The organism is Micromonospora sp. NPDC052213, from assembly GCF_040679695.1.
Lineage (GTDB): Bacteria > Actinomycetota > Actinomycetes > Mycobacteriales > Micromonosporaceae > Micromonospora.
In genome coordinates this window covers 39,701-51,536 of sequence record NZ_JBFAVI010000033.1, presented here as the reverse complement: position 1 = coordinate 51,536, position 11,836 = coordinate 39,701, and the positions used below count along the sequence as shown (strand labels likewise).

The following is an 11,836-nucleotide window of genomic DNA, read 5'->3' as shown; positions in this document are numbered from 1 at the left end:
GGTCGCCCGCCGGCCCGCGCCGGGTCAGCCGGTGGCCATCCCGGCGCCCGCCTCCTCGATCGCGTCGTCCACGGCGTGGGCGAGGTCCACGTCCATCGCGGTCACCACGGTCACCGCGCCGGCCCGCCGGGACCGTACGGTCACCACGGCGGTGGTCGCGTCGGGGCGGCCGATCCGCGGCCCGCGCCCGGTCTCCTGCCGCAGCTGGTCGATCAGGTCCAGCACCCGGTCGAGGTTGTCGGCCGGCAGCTGGATCGTGCGCGACAGCGCGTTGCCGTCGCCGGACCAGTACGGCAGCCCGGCGAGCGCCTCCCGCAGGTCCGCGTCGCTCAGCGGGGGCGTGGCGGTGGTCGCGCCCACCACCCCGCCGCCGACCGGCGGCGGTTGCAGCAGCTCGCGCAGGCCGTCGGGCACGTGCAGCGACTCGACCAGGTCGCCGTCGTGGTCGGCAAGCGCCGCCACGGTCGCCTCGGCCTGGTAGCGGGCCTGCTCCGGGGTGCGCCCACTGATCCGGCCCACCTCGGCCAGGAAGCCCGGCAGGTCCTGGCGCCGCCTGATGCCGTCCACGGGGACCACGTCGTGCAACTTCGTCGGCACCGCCGCGAGCAGCCGCCGCCGTTCCGCCTCGTCCAGGGCCCAGGCCAGCACCAGCACCGTCGACTCGACCCCCACCTTGGCGGTCCGGAAGTCGGCCCCGGTGCGGCGGACGACGTCGTCGACCAGCGCGCGGTACCCCATCGGGGTCACGCCCGGCGCGGCGAGGCCCGGATCCGGGGTGGGCCGGGGCGACTCGGGGACGCCGGCCGGCGGCGGAGCCGGCCCGCCGCGGGTGGTGTCGGGCTTGTGCCGCCTGCCGGCCGGCGGCGGCCCGGCGCGCTTGCCCCGGTCCAGGTGGGTGAGCTGCTTGGAGGCGCTCAGGCTGGCCCCCGTCTCGCTGGCCTGCATGCCGCGCTCGCGGGCCTGGCGGGCCAGCGTGCGGCGGCGCTGGTTGTCGCCCTCCATCTGCTTGCGCATGGTGACACCTCGCTTCCGCTGGTGTGCCTCGCTTCCGCCGGTCGCCTTCCCGCCGTCGCCGCCACCGAAACGGACGTCGGCGGCCCGGGCCGGTGACCCCGGCAGGGGCGGGAGCTTCATCCGGCGGGGGTGAGGGGCGATCACCCGGCGGGGCCCGACGATCGCAGCGGACCGGAGCACTTCCGATCGGACGCGGAAGGACAGGTCGTGATGAAGAGGATCGTCGAGATCGTCCCCGCCCGACCCGGCTGGTACGCCCGCTGGCGTCTCTCGCCCGAGGACACCCGCTGCTACCCGGTGAGCCTGTGGGCACTGCTGGAGGAGGCCGACGGCTCGGGCCGTGAGGTCGTCGGAGTGGACTGCATCGGGCAGTGGCCCGGTGCGGACGACAACGAGGCGGGTGGGGAGTTCGTCCGCTATCTCTTCCAGACTCCTGATTCCGGACCACCCGAGGACGCCGAGCCGCCAGGGGCCCGGCAGCGGCGGTCGACCGGGCCCCGGCTCCAGCCGGTCACCGCGACCTGAGCCTCACTCCGGCCCCCCGACCCCTGGTCCCAGGGTCGGGGGGCCAACCCCGCGCCGTGCGGACGCCGGACGCGGTTCGGTCTTCCTCCTCGGCGACGTCTCCGGCAAGGGCGTCGAGGCGGCCGTCTTCACCGGCGAGCTGCGCCAGTGTCTGCAGGCGCTGCACCGGGTGGAGTCGCAGCCCGGGCGGCTGCTGAGGCTGCTCAACGACGCGTTGCTGGAGACCAGCCAGGCACAGGGCCAGGGGCGGTTCGCCACGATGGTGCTGGGGGACGACCTCGGGTACATCGTGGACTTCCTGGCCGCCGCGCTCTACGTCGACGACGGCTCGCTGTTCGCCGAGTTCGTCGACTGGCTGGTGGACATCCTCACCAGTCGCGGCGTGCCGGCCCCCCGCACTGGGGTCGGCTCTGGAACACTACGGGCGGGTCCTGCACGACTTCCGCCGCGCCGCGCGGTTCCTCGAGGCGGCCCGCTCGTCCGTGGCCGCGCGGGGCGGCGCAGGGTCGCGCTGAGCGCGCTGCGGCCCCGGCCGGCCCCCTGCTTATACTTGCCGCACTGCAAGCATCCGCCTGCGGTGGAGCGAGGGGGACCACGGTGACGTTCACCGTCACGTACGCCGATCGCCAGGGCGGCGGGACCTGCCTGCGCCTGGCCGGCGAACTCGACCTGAGCACCGCACCCGAGCTGAACGCCGCGATCGACCGGCTGGTCGACGGCGGTGAGCGGCGCCTGCTGGTCGACCTGACCGAGCTGGTCTTCTGCGACTCGACCGGGATCGCCGCCTTCGTCCGGGGCGACAATCGTGTCGCCGCCGACGGCGGCTGGCTGCGGGTGACCGGCGCCAGCGGCCGGGTCGACCGGGTGCTCCAGGTGACCGGGCTGGCCGACGTGCTGAGATATGAACCCGACAAGGCCGACCCGACCGCGCAGGCCGCCGGTTGATGGGCTACATTTCCCCGCCAGCATCGAGGACCGCACGGTCTTCCGTACCACTGACACGAAGCAGGTAGCGATGCGCGCAGACAGGCCGGGTCCCGTTCGCATCCTGGTGGTGGACGACGACCCGGGCGACGTGCTGATGATCGAGGAGGCCCTCGCGGACTCCGACGTCGACAAGGTCATCGACGTCGTCGGCGACGGCCAGGAGGCGATGGAGTTCCTGCGCCAGGAGGGGCGGCACACCGAGGCCCGGCGCCCCGACGTCATCCTGCTCGACCTGAACATGCCGCGGATGGACGGGCGGCAGGTGCTCGGCGCGGTCAAGGGCGACGAGGACCTGCGTACGATCCCGATCGTGGTGCTGACCACCTCCAACGCCGACACGGACATCGTGGGCAGCTACACGCTCCAGGCCAACGCCTACGTGACCAAGCCGATCGACCTGGACGACTTCAACGACGTGGTGCGCCGCATCGACGAGTTCTTCGGCCGGGTGGTCGTGCTGCCGAAGCGCACCTGACGCCGCACCGCCCGCCCGGGCGCGCCCGCCGCATTGTCCACGCCGGGCCGCCCACCGACACCCCGCGAGGCGCCCGACCCGCGTCGGCGCTCGCATGCTGAACATTTTTCCGGAACCCCCTCGGCGGTCGCCGCCAGCGCCGAGGATCCAGGTGGGGAAGAATTACCAGCTGCCTGGGGGGCGACAGTATGAGGTTCTCCGTCGTTGAGACCGGTTACGACCAGCGGCAGGTCGATTCCTGCCTCGACCAGCTCGGCATCCGGTTGACCCGGCTCGCGGCCCGGGCCGAGGGCGCCGCCGGGGGCGGTCGGGAGTGGGACGAGATCCGTGACGAGGCGTCGGCGCTGTGCGGCCTGCTCCAGCGGTTGGACCTCGGCGACCGGGGGGTGGGCCGGTACGGGGTCGGGAGCGCCGAGCGGGAGGCGGCCGACATCCTGGCCCAGGCGCGCTTCGAGCTCGACGCGGCCCGCGAGGAGGCCCGGCAGGTCCGCGAGCGGGTCTACGCCGAGGCGGTGCAGGCCCGCCGGGACTTCGAGGCGGCGCTGTACGCCCGGCGGCGGCGCGAGGCCCGGGCGGACCAGATCCTCGGCGGGCTCGCGGGCGAGCCGGTGCCGGCCGACACCCCGACCGCCGCGGCCGGGCTGACCGGCGGCGGCGTGCCGGCGACGCGGATCGCCGCTCGTGGTGGCGCCGACGCGTCCAGCGAGCCGCCGGGCGGCCGCGCCGGGATCCGCTGACCCCGCGCGCCGCGTCAGGTCAGCGCGGCGACGATCGTCGTGGCCCGCCCCTCGTGCCGGGCGTACGCGTCGGGGAAGGCGGACACCTGCACGGCCTGGGCCGCGCCGGCCACGCTCATCTCCTGCCAGCCCGGGATCTCGCGCAGCGCCTCGTAGAACGCCCGGGCGGCGTACGTGGGGCGCATCAGCTCCCGCACCGTGCCCCAGCCGCTGCTCGGGCGCTGCTGGAACAGGCCGACCGAGTCGTGGTCGGAGCCGCTGCCCTGGTGCGGGTACTGCCGGGACTCCGGGAGCACGTCGCTGGCCAGGTTGTAGAGGTTGCTCTCCTGCATGGCGGTGGCCACGGCGACCACCAGGGCCCGGCGGGGCATCTTCAGGTCCTCGCCCACGTCGACGATGATCTTGGCGTTGTCCATCTGGGCCTGGGTCAGCCCGGCGACGGGGCGGGGGCGGGCCGGTTTGGCCGGTTTGGCCGGGGCCTTGCGGGTGGCCGAGGGGGTCGGCTTGGGCGTCGGGCTGGCGCTGACCGCGGGGGCGGGGGAGGCGGCCCGGTCCAGGGCGCGGGAGGCGCGCTCGTCGGTGGCGGCCCGCTCGGCCACCGCCTCGGCCACGGGCTCCCGAGGGGTGTCGGTGTCGCCGCGGGTGCCGGCGAACGCGGCGGCGCCGAGGCAGCAGGTCACGCCGGTGGCGAGGGCCACCCGGACGGGGGTCGAGGCGAGCAGGGCCCGGCCGCCGCGGCGCTGCCGCTCCGGGGCGCGATGACGGCCGATCGTCCGTTCGGTTGAGGCGGGATCGGCCGCAGCGGTGGCCGGTCGATCCTGGGTCAGCTTCTGGTCGAGGGGGTCGTCGGGACTCACCCGCCGAGGCTAGAAAGAGGAGCGCGAGTTGCCATCGGCCTGGTTGGTGGCATGCGCCACAATTTGCGGTGATCCGCTTCTCCATTACGCCCGGCCAGTTACCAAGCGCGTATTGCTCGCTTGTCGGGTCTTTCGTTTATGCCCGAAAAAGGCGTAGGAAAGGGGAGAATAGTCGATCTTGGTGCACAGGCCGCGGCGTCGGCTCGCCCTCCGTAGAAGGACCGATGCGGCAGTCATCCGTTCGGGCCACCGCCGGTCGACTGCGAGGGTGACCCGTGCGTCGGCCGGGACAGGCCAGGGGCGGCCTCGGTCGCCGCGCGCCCGGCGCGTGCCGCCGGGGCTCATGACGCGCCGGTTGTCCCGTGGTCTGGCTCGCCCGGCGACGGTGAGGTCAGTGCCGGCCGTTCTCGGCGGGCGTGACGGTGAGCCGGTGCCGGCTGGCGTCGCCGCTGGAGAACGGCCACAGCCGGTCGGCGTGCTCGACGAGCTCGGCCAGTTGCTGGCGGGTGAGCCCGGCCGACGAGATGGAGGCGTGCACGTCGGCCCGGTACCGGCCGTCGTCGTCGCGCCCGAGCTTCGCCTCCGCCCGCACCTGCACGGTGTGCGCCTCGTCGGTGATCTCACCGGCTGCCTCCACCGCCGCGTGGTGCAGGCAGGACGCGAAGGCGGCGGCGAGCAGCTGCTCCGGGGTCAGGCCCGAGCAGTGCGGCGCCAGCGGGGACGCGAGGGCCGTGGAGAGCCCCCCGTCGTCGGTGCGTACGTGGCCGCCCTCGGCGGTCGCGGTGGCCGTCTCGTTCAGCCAGGAGCTCGATTCCGGCATCGCGTTCCTCCCGTTCACTCACCCGCCCGGCTACCCGGCCCCCGAGCCGTGAAACCGCAGGTGGTGGCCGGGACTGCGGGGGTGACGGCGGCCGGCGCCGGCGGGACGGATCGGCCCGGTGCGAAGGTGGCGGCGCCCCGGACGGCCCGGCCGGCGTGGCAGGCGGCCGTGCCCGGACGGCTCAGCCGGCGTGGGTGGACCGGTCGGGGACGGCCGCCGCCTCGGTCACCTCGGCCGCCGCGCGTTCCGTCCACGGGGACACCTGGCCGCCGCGCTGCCCGGGCGCCACCGGCTGCCGCATCGGCACGTACACCCGGGCGTCCACCGCCTCGGCCAGCACCAGCGCGGCCACCAGGCTGGTCGGCCGGTCGGCCGGGTCGTCGGCCAGGCAGCGTGCGCACAGGTCGGCCACCTCCGGGGGCAGCCCGTCGATCTCGGGCAGCGGCTGCGGGGGTTGCCGCCGCCGCACGCCGAACAGCTGCGTCGTCGTGCCCGCCTGGTACGGCAGCCGCCCGGTGAGGCAGTAGTAGAGCAGCACGCCGAGGGCGTACATGTCGGCGGCCGGGGTGGCGGGCGCCCGCTCCAACTGCTCGGGCGCGAGGTACGCCGGCGTGCCCACCACGATCCCCTCGGGCGACCGGTCCGGGGTGCCCGAGGGGGTGGCGATGCCGAAGTCGAGCACCTTGACGCCGGACGGGGTCAGGATGACGTTGGCCGGCTTGACGTCGCGGTGCACGATGCCGTGCGCGTGGGCCGCGGCCAGGGCGGCGCTGATCTCGGCGCAGACCCGCACGGCGATGCGCCAGTCCAGCGGCCCGGCCCGCAGGTGCGCCGCGAGCGTCTCGCCCTCGGCCAGCTCCATGACGATGTAGGGCACCTGGCCGCCGGGCAGCGTCGCGCAGGTGCCGAAGTCGTGCACGCTGGCCACGTTCGGGTGCACCAGCCGGGCCGCGGAGCGCGCCTCGGCGCGGATCCGCTCCACCGAGGTGTCCGGTTCCTCCTGCCCGGGGGACATCACCTTCACCGCCACCGGCCGGTCGAGCACCGCGTCGTGGGCCCGCCAGACCTCGGACATGCCGCCGATGCCGATGCGCTGTTCGAGCCGGTACCGCCCGCCCAGCGTCCTCATCGACCGCTCCTCGTCTGCCGCCACCGCCCGTCCCCGGGCGTCCGCCGTGTCGCCTTCGCTGCCGTTACCCGGCCTCCGATCAGGGCAAACCGCAGCCGGTTCCGGGCGGGGGCAGGCCGCGCTGCGGTAGCTTGCGAGCCGAGGCCGCTGTCGGCCCCGGACCGGAGGTGCGCGGATGGGCGAGGTGACCGTACGCTTCGTCGGCGGGCCGGCCCACGACCTGGTCCGGGCGCTTCCCGCCGGGCCCGACGGGTCCCCGCCGGCGCGCTGGGTCCTGCGCCACCCCGACGGGGCGGGGATGGCCGGCGGCGGCGGGCCGGACCACCTCTACGAGCGCGAGCACGCCGCCGGCGGCGGCACGTGGACGATGCGATTCGTGCACACCTATCCCGTGGGCATGACGGAATGACCCGCCCCACCCGCGCGGCGGCTGACCGGCGGTAACCGCGCCGGCACCGGCCGCGCACAGCGGGCGCACAGGTGGTGCACAAGGCGGGCACAGCCGGCCGGTCCACGATGGGACCATGATGACCGAGGGGCAGGCCGGAGCGGGCCAACCCGCGCCGCGTGCTGAGCAAGGGGCAGATCCTCGACCGGGTCTGGAACTACGACTTCGGCGGCCAGGCCAACGTGGTCGAGCTCTACATCTCGTACCTGCGTAAGAAGATCGACGCCGGCCGGAAGCCGATGATCCACACGCTGCGCGGCGCGGGTTATGTCCTCCGCCCGGCGGACTGAGCGGCCCGCTGCCCGGCTCCGCCTCCGGCCCGCCGCAGGCCGGCGTGGCCGCCGTCGGGCTGCTGCTCACCGGCGGCACCGGCGCCCTGATCGTGCGGGCCACCCTGCGCCCGCTGCGCCGGGTGGCCGCCACCGCCGGCCGGGTCAGCGAGCTGCCCCTGGACCGGGGCGAGGTGGCGCTGTCGGTGCGCGTCCCGCCCGCCGGCACCGACCCGCGTACGGAGGTCGGCCAGGTGGGCGCGGCGCTGAACCGGATGCTCGGGCACGTCGCCGCCGCCCTCGCCGCCCGCCAGGCCAGCGAGACCCGGGTACGCCAGTTCGTCGCCGACGCCAGCCACGAGCTGCGCACCCCGCTGGCCGCCATCCGCGGGTACGCCGAACTCGCCCGGCGTGGCCGGGAGGGCGTGCCGCCCGACGTGGCCCACGCGCTGCGCCGGGTCGAGTCGGAGAGCGTCCGGATGACCAGCCTCGTCGACGACCTGCTGCTGCTGGCCCGGCTGGATTCGGGCCGCCCGCTCGCGGTCGGCCCGTCCGCCTGCCGCGCGTCGCGACCGGGACGTAGCGTCGGTCCCCGGTCAGTCGGCCAGCAGGTCGGCGAGGACGGCCGCGATCCGCTCCGCGTGCCGCCCGTCGGGGTCCTCGTCGGCGTTGAAGTCCGTGACGCTCATCCCGATCAGCCGGCCCGAGCGCACCAGCGGCGCGACCAGCGCCGCGAGGTCGGCCCAGTCCAGGCCGCCCGGCTCGGGGTAGCTGACCGCCGGCAGCACGACCGGGTCGAGCACGTCGAGGTCGAGGTGCAGCCAGGCCGGCGTGGTGCCGGTGGCCAGGTTCCGGCCCACCGCCGCCGCGTCGGGCCCGCGCAGCCGGTCGGCCGGCACCAAATGCACGGCGGGGTCGACCCGGACGGCTTCCATGCCCTCCGCCACGTCCGGGTCCGGCGGGCGGTGGCCGAGCACGTGCACCTGGTCGGGGTCGACCAGCGGCCCCTCCCGGTCGAGGACGCCGGCCGGGCCGTGGTCGGTGACGATCGACAGGTCCATGTCCGCCGCCTCGCCGGTGGGCGAGGTGCGCCCGTCCTCGAAGTCGAGGTGGGCGTCGAGGAACCACAGGTCGAAGCCGGCCGGCAGCCCCTGCAGCGTGCCCGGCAGGATCGCGCAGTCGCCCCCGAGCACGAGAGGGCTGTGCCCCGCGTCGAGCAGCTCCGTCACCCGGGCGGCGATCGCCCGGGTGGCCCGCCGCAGGTGTTCGACGCCAATCACGCCGGTCTCCGGGTCGCGGACGGGATCGGTGATCCGGGCGTCGACCGCCCCGGCGTCGGCCGCGCCCAGCCGGCCCAGCAGCCCCGCCGACCGCAGCGCCGTGGGTGCCCGTCGCTCGCCCCGGCCGCGGCCGGAGGAGTCGAGCGGAGCGTCCAGCACCGACCATCGCACACCCGGAAGGCTAGTCCGGTCGTGGCAGGCTGGGCGGCATGTACCGGGAACGTCCCGCCGGGTTTGCCGGCGCGGTGCTCTGGACCAGCACGACGAGGGCGGGTGCCGCGCCGACCCGGGTGCTCCCCGACGGCTGCGTCGACCTGCTCTGGACGAGCCGTGGTGGCCTTCTGGTGGCCGGGCCCGACCGCACCGCGCACCTGAGCGGCGGCGGGCCGGCGCGGCGCTGGGTGGGGCTGCGGCTGCCGCCCGGCGTCGGCCCGGCGGTGCTCGGCGTGCCCGCCGTCGAGCTGCGCGACCGACGGGTCCCGCTGGCCGACCTGTGGGGCGACCGCGACGTCGACCGACTGGCCGAGCGGGCCGAGGCCGCCCCGGCCGCCGTGCTGACGGAGATCGCCGCGGCGCGGCTGCGGGCGGCCGGGGGCCCGGACCCGCTCGGTGTCCGGGTCGCCGCCGCGCTGGCCGCCGGTGCCGAGGACGGTCACGCTGGCGTTGTCCATGACGGTCTCCTTAACACACTGTTGGTGGTCGAGGTGAATGTGGTGAGGTAAGTCAGGTCAGCTGATCCTGGGTGGCCGGGGCGTCGGTGGCCTGCTCCGGGTGGGGTGCGGAGCTGCGCAGGGTGATCGCCGCGATGACAGCACCTGCGGCGGCGAGGATCCCGGCGCCGATGAAGGCGGCGGAGTAACCGTCGGTCAGGGCCGGCAGGTCGCCGAGTTGGTCGGCGCCGTAGGACGCGGCGACGGCGGTCATGGCGGCCAGGCCGAGGGCGGAGCCGACCTGGTAGCTGGTGTTGACGATGCCGGATGCCAGCCCACCTTCCTCGGGGCGGGCGCTGGAGATCGCGGTGCCGAGAGACGGGATGAAGGCGAGCGACATGCCCAGCGCCGCGACGAGCGAGGCGGGCAGGACGTCGGCGACGAAGGTGCCGTCGGGGCGGATCAGAGCGAGCCATCCGAGGCCGGCGGCGAGGACCGCGAGGCCGGTCACGACCATGGGCTTGGGGCCGAATCGGTTGATGGCCCGCGGTGCGAGGGCGATCATCCCGACCATGATGAGGACGGTCATGGGCAGCAGCGCGGCGCCGCTGGGGAAGGCGCTGTAGCCGAGGACCTGCTGCAGGTACAGGTTGAGGTAGAACCACATCGGGATCCAGGCCGCGCCGAGCAGCAGTTGGGCGATGTTCGCGGCGGCGAGGTTCGAGGCACGGAAGATGGACAGGCGCATCAGCGGCTCCCGGCGGGCGGCCTGGATGGCGAGGAACGCCACCAGGGCGGCGACGGCGCCGGCCAGGACCAACCAGGTCTGCCCGGAGGACCAGCCGACCTCGGGGGCGCGCACGATGGCGTAGACGGCGGCCCCGAGACCGAGGGTCACGGTGAGCGCTCCGGCGACGTCGAGGGAGCCTCGGCGGGCGCCGCCGGCCGGCATCAGCGCCGGGGTGACGAGGACGGCGACCAGCGCGATCGGGATGTTGATGTAGAAGACCCAGGGCCAGCTGACGTACTCGGTGATGACGCCGCCGAGGAAGACGCCGGCGGTGCCGCCTGCGGGTGCCGCGGCTCCGTAGAGAGCAAGGGCTCTGGTGAGCTCCCGCGGCTCGGCGCCGAAGAGCATCATCAGCAGGGTCAGCGCCGAGGGCGCGATCAGGGCGGCGCCGGCACCTTGGACGGCGCGGGCGGCCAGCTCGACGGCGACGCTGTCGGCCAGGCCGGCGGCGGCCGACCCGGCCAGGAGGATCAGCCAGCCGGCGGTGAACATGCGGCGGGCGCCGAACAGGTCGGACAACCGGCCGCCGAGCAGCAGCAGGCCGCCGAAGGCGACGACGTAGGCGTTGAACACCCAGGACAGGTTCTCTGGCGAGAAGCCGAGGTCCGTCTGCATCCGAGGTAGAGCGACGCCGATGATCGAGGTGTCCATGATGACCATGAACTGGGCGAGCGCGATGAGGCCGAGCGCCCACCATCGCTTGGTCCTGGGTGACATCACAACCACTCCTTATGCCCCTAGGGGGTATCGGTAAGTGGGGAATGTCTACCCCCTAGGGGTATTAGACGTCAAGTGTTCCGCATCAACGACGCCTGAATACGCGAAACCCTTGCGGCATATACCCCCCTGGGGTAGCGTCCGCGTATCAAGAGAGGCGGATCGTGACGGGACACCGGCACCCAGACAGAGGACGGGACCACACGCAGCTCCGCCGGGCCGTGGGAGGACTCCGGGTGACCAGAAGGCTCCGTTTGGTCCTGATCTGCCTTGCCTACCCACACCCACCAGAGGAGATGTCCATGTGCAACAGCGAATCCGGTTGCGGCTGCGCCACTGCCGTTGACACCGCCCCGCCAGCCACCGCCGCCCAGGACGGCGTCCGGACCACCTACACCGTGTCCGGCATGACCTGCGGGGGCTGCGCCAACTCCGTGCGCAAGCACCTCAGCACCGTCGCTGGCGTCACGGGTGTCGAGGTCGATGTGACCGACGGCCTGGTCACCGTCACCAGCGACGCCGCCCTGGAGACCGCCGACGTACGCACCGCGGTCGAACAGGCGGGCTATCAGCTTGTCGGCTGACCACCTGGCCGGTCGTGTCCGTCCCAGACACGGGCACGACCGGCCGCGCCCCTGCCGCATCAACACGGTCACAGGAGTCGACATGACTGGTGCAGATCATCCCGACCACTACCCCGCCAGCCCTGGGCTCGTGGTCTACGGCACCGGCTGGTGCCCCGACGTGCGGCGCAGTCGGGCTGTGCTCGACGCCGCCGGCGTCACCTACCACTACGTGGACCTCGACCGGGACCGAGCCGCCACCAGGCTCGTCCGGCGGCTGCAGCACGGACGTCGACGCGTCCCCACGCTGCTGTGGCCGGACGGCACCTTCCTGGTCGAGCCCACGGATGAGGACCTGCGGACTCACCTCGACCAGCGAGAAGCAGAATCCAGCACCGGTGACCGATGACGGCCTACCGGCCATCACCGCCGCTGGAGCGAGAAGAACATGGCGAGGCCGAGGTATCTCGCCGCGAGCCGATGGAGCGGGAGATCTGGGGCCGCGTGGCGGCGGTCCGGCGTTCCGGAACGTACTGCCGGACCGTCCGGGCGGCACCCGTGCGGCTGCCACCCGG

14 protein-coding genes and 3 pseudogenes are annotated in these 11,836 nt (G+C 74.4%); 11 read left to right on the top strand and 6 right to left on the bottom strand.

Annotated features, from left to right (window positions below; translation table 11 throughout):
- Nucleotides 1-24: 24 nt before the first annotated feature.
- Nucleotides 25-1,014, bottom strand: coding sequence for a DUF2267 domain-containing protein (locus AB0L34_RS11495; protein ID WP_357463827.1), 990 nt, complete (start codon nucleotides 1,012-1,014; stop codon nucleotides 25-27).
- 210 nt (nucleotides 1,015-1,224) lie between these two features.
- Between AB0L34_RS11495 and AB0L34_RS11490 the strand changes: the two genes are divergently transcribed.
- The 5 genes and pseudogenes from AB0L34_RS11490 (at nucleotide 1,225) to AB0L34_RS11470 (ending at nucleotide 3,738) form a co-directional block, all read left to right on the top strand.
- Nucleotides 1,225-1,539, top strand: a complete 315-nt coding sequence (locus AB0L34_RS11490; RefSeq protein WP_350712205.1) for a hypothetical protein — start codon at nucleotides 1,225-1,227, stop codon at nucleotides 1,537-1,539.
- A 73-nt stretch (nucleotides 1,540-1,612) separates the two neighbouring features.
- Nucleotides 1,613-1,810 (top strand): annotated as a pseudogene (locus AB0L34_RS11485) (SpoIIE family protein phosphatase); the annotation flags it as partial.
- Nucleotides 1,811-2,136: 326 nt separating this feature from the next.
- Nucleotides 2,137-2,484, top strand: a complete 348-nt coding sequence (locus AB0L34_RS11480; protein WP_363704032.1) for an STAS domain-containing protein — start codon at nucleotides 2,137-2,139, stop codon at nucleotides 2,482-2,484.
- Between the two features lie 70 nt (nucleotides 2,485-2,554).
- Entirely contained in the window at nucleotides 2,555-3,001 is a 447-nt protein-coding gene (locus tag AB0L34_RS11475) for a response regulator (RefSeq protein ID WP_350712209.1), read from the top strand.
- A gap of 188 nt (nucleotides 3,002-3,189) precedes the next feature.
- Nucleotides 3,190-3,738 (top strand): ATPase, encoded by a 549-nt coding sequence (locus tag AB0L34_RS11470; protein ID WP_363704030.1) that lies wholly within the window; start codon nucleotides 3,190-3,192, stop codon nucleotides 3,736-3,738.
- A 14-nt stretch (nucleotides 3,739-3,752) separates the two neighbouring features.
- On the opposite strand, the gene AB0L34_RS11465 is transcribed toward AB0L34_RS11470, so the two are convergent.
- The 3 genes from AB0L34_RS11465 to AB0L34_RS11455 all read right to left on the bottom strand — a co-directional run bounded on the left by AB0L34_RS11465 (nucleotide 3,753) and on the right by AB0L34_RS11455 (nucleotide 6,544).
- A complete protein-coding gene (locus AB0L34_RS11465; protein ID WP_363704028.1) occupies nucleotides 3,753-4,595 on the bottom strand; it encodes a hypothetical protein in 843 nt (280 codons plus the stop codon).
- 391 nt (nucleotides 4,596-4,986) lie between these two features.
- Nucleotides 4,987-5,415 (bottom strand): OsmC family protein, encoded by a 429-nt coding sequence (locus AB0L34_RS11460; protein ID WP_091106530.1) that lies wholly within the window; start codon nucleotides 5,413-5,415, stop codon nucleotides 4,987-4,989.
- A gap of 181 nt (nucleotides 5,416-5,596) precedes the next feature.
- Entirely contained in the window at nucleotides 5,597-6,544 is a 948-nt protein-coding gene (locus tag AB0L34_RS11455) for a serine/threonine-protein kinase (protein WP_357463811.1), read from the bottom strand.
- A 175-nt stretch (nucleotides 6,545-6,719) separates the two neighbouring features.
- On the opposite strand from AB0L34_RS11455, the gene AB0L34_RS11450 reads away from it, so the two are divergent.
- The 3 genes and pseudogenes from AB0L34_RS11450 to AB0L34_RS11440 all read left to right on the top strand — a co-directional run.
- Entirely contained in the window at nucleotides 6,720-6,953 is a 234-nt protein-coding gene (locus AB0L34_RS11450; protein WP_363704026.1) for a hypothetical protein, read from the top strand.
- Between the two features lie 146 nt (nucleotides 6,954-7,099).
- Nucleotides 7,100-7,282 (top strand): annotated as a pseudogene (locus AB0L34_RS11445) (helix-turn-helix domain-containing protein); the annotation flags it as partial.
- A 35-nt stretch (nucleotides 7,283-7,317) separates the two neighbouring features.
- Nucleotides 7,318-7,806, top strand: a pseudogene (locus AB0L34_RS11440) (histidine kinase dimerization/phospho-acceptor domain-containing protein); the annotation flags it as partial.
- Between the two features lie 51 nt (nucleotides 7,807-7,857).
- Here AB0L34_RS11440 and AB0L34_RS11435 read toward each other — a convergent pair.
- A complete protein-coding gene (locus AB0L34_RS11435; protein WP_363704024.1) occupies nucleotides 7,858-8,712 on the bottom strand; it encodes an arginase family protein in 855 nt (284 codons plus the stop codon).
- A 38-nt stretch (nucleotides 8,713-8,750) separates the two neighbouring features.
- Between AB0L34_RS11435 and AB0L34_RS11430 the strand changes: the two genes are divergently transcribed.
- Nucleotides 8,751-9,263, top strand: coding sequence for a DUF6597 domain-containing transcriptional factor (locus tag AB0L34_RS11430; RefSeq protein WP_363704022.1), 513 nt, complete (start codon nucleotides 8,751-8,753; stop codon nucleotides 9,261-9,263).
- Nucleotide 9,264: 1 nt separating this feature from the next.
- On the opposite strand, the gene AB0L34_RS11425 is transcribed toward AB0L34_RS11430, so the two are convergent.
- A complete protein-coding gene (locus AB0L34_RS11425; protein WP_363704020.1) occupies nucleotides 9,265-10,698 on the bottom strand; it encodes an MFS transporter in 1,434 nt (477 codons plus the stop codon).
- A gap of 302 nt (nucleotides 10,699-11,000) precedes the next feature.
- On the opposite strand from AB0L34_RS11425, the gene AB0L34_RS11420 reads away from it, so the two are divergent.
- Together AB0L34_RS11420 and AB0L34_RS11415 are read left to right on the top strand one after the other, a co-directional pair.
- The gene (locus tag AB0L34_RS11420) at nucleotides 11,001-11,282 is read left to right on the top strand and encodes a heavy metal-associated domain-containing protein (RefSeq protein ID WP_363704018.1); all 282 of its coding nucleotides are present in this window, start codon (nucleotides 11,001-11,003) and stop codon (nucleotides 11,280-11,282) included.
- A gap of 82 nt (nucleotides 11,283-11,364) precedes the next feature.
- On the top strand, nucleotides 11,365-11,670 hold the full coding sequence (locus tag AB0L34_RS11415) for a glutaredoxin family protein (RefSeq protein WP_363704016.1): 306 nt from the start codon (nucleotides 11,365-11,367) through the stop codon (nucleotides 11,668-11,670).
- Nucleotides 11,671-11,836 lie beyond the last annotated feature (166 nt).

What these genes read in the sequence shown, in the direction of transcription:
- AB0L34_RS11470 (WP_363704030.1), top strand. Translation starts at nt 3,190, where the DNA reads ATGAGGTTCTCCGTCGTTGAGACCGGTTACGACCAGCGGCAGGTCGAT.
- AB0L34_RS11475 (WP_350712209.1), top strand. Translation starts at nt 2,555, where the DNA reads ATGCGCGCAGACAGGCCGGGTCCCGTTCGCATCCTGGTGGTGGACGAC.
- AB0L34_RS11490 (WP_350712205.1), top strand. Translation starts at nt 1,225, where the DNA reads ATGAAGAGGATCGTCGAGATCGTCCCCGCCCGACCCGGCTGGTACGCC.
- AB0L34_RS11460 (WP_091106530.1), bottom strand. Translation starts at nt 5,415, where the DNA reads ATGCCGGAATCGAGCTCCTGGCTGAACGAGACGGCCACCGCGACCGCC.
- AB0L34_RS11425 (WP_363704020.1), bottom strand. Translation starts at nt 10,698, where the DNA reads ATGTCACCCAGGACCAAGCGATGGTGGGCGCTCGGCCTCATCGCGCTC.
- AB0L34_RS11415 (WP_363704016.1), top strand. Translation starts at nt 11,365, where the DNA reads ATGACTGGTGCAGATCATCCCGACCACTACCCCGCCAGCCCTGGGCTC.
- AB0L34_RS11495 (WP_357463827.1), bottom strand. Translation starts at nt 1,014, where the DNA reads ATGCGCAAGCAGATGGAGGGCGACAACCAGCGCCGCCGCACGCTGGCC.
- AB0L34_RS11430 (WP_363704022.1), top strand. Translation starts at nt 8,751, where the DNA reads ATGTACCGGGAACGTCCCGCCGGGTTTGCCGGCGCGGTGCTCTGGACC.
- AB0L34_RS11450 (WP_363704026.1), top strand. Translation starts at nt 6,720, where the DNA reads ATGGGCGAGGTGACCGTACGCTTCGTCGGCGGGCCGGCCCACGACCTG.
- AB0L34_RS11455 (WP_357463811.1), bottom strand. Translation starts at nt 6,544, where the DNA reads ATGAGGACGCTGGGCGGGCGGTACCGGCTCGAACAGCGCATCGGCATC.
- AB0L34_RS11420 (WP_363704018.1), top strand. Translation starts at nt 11,001, where the DNA reads ATGTGCAACAGCGAATCCGGTTGCGGCTGCGCCACTGCCGTTGACACC.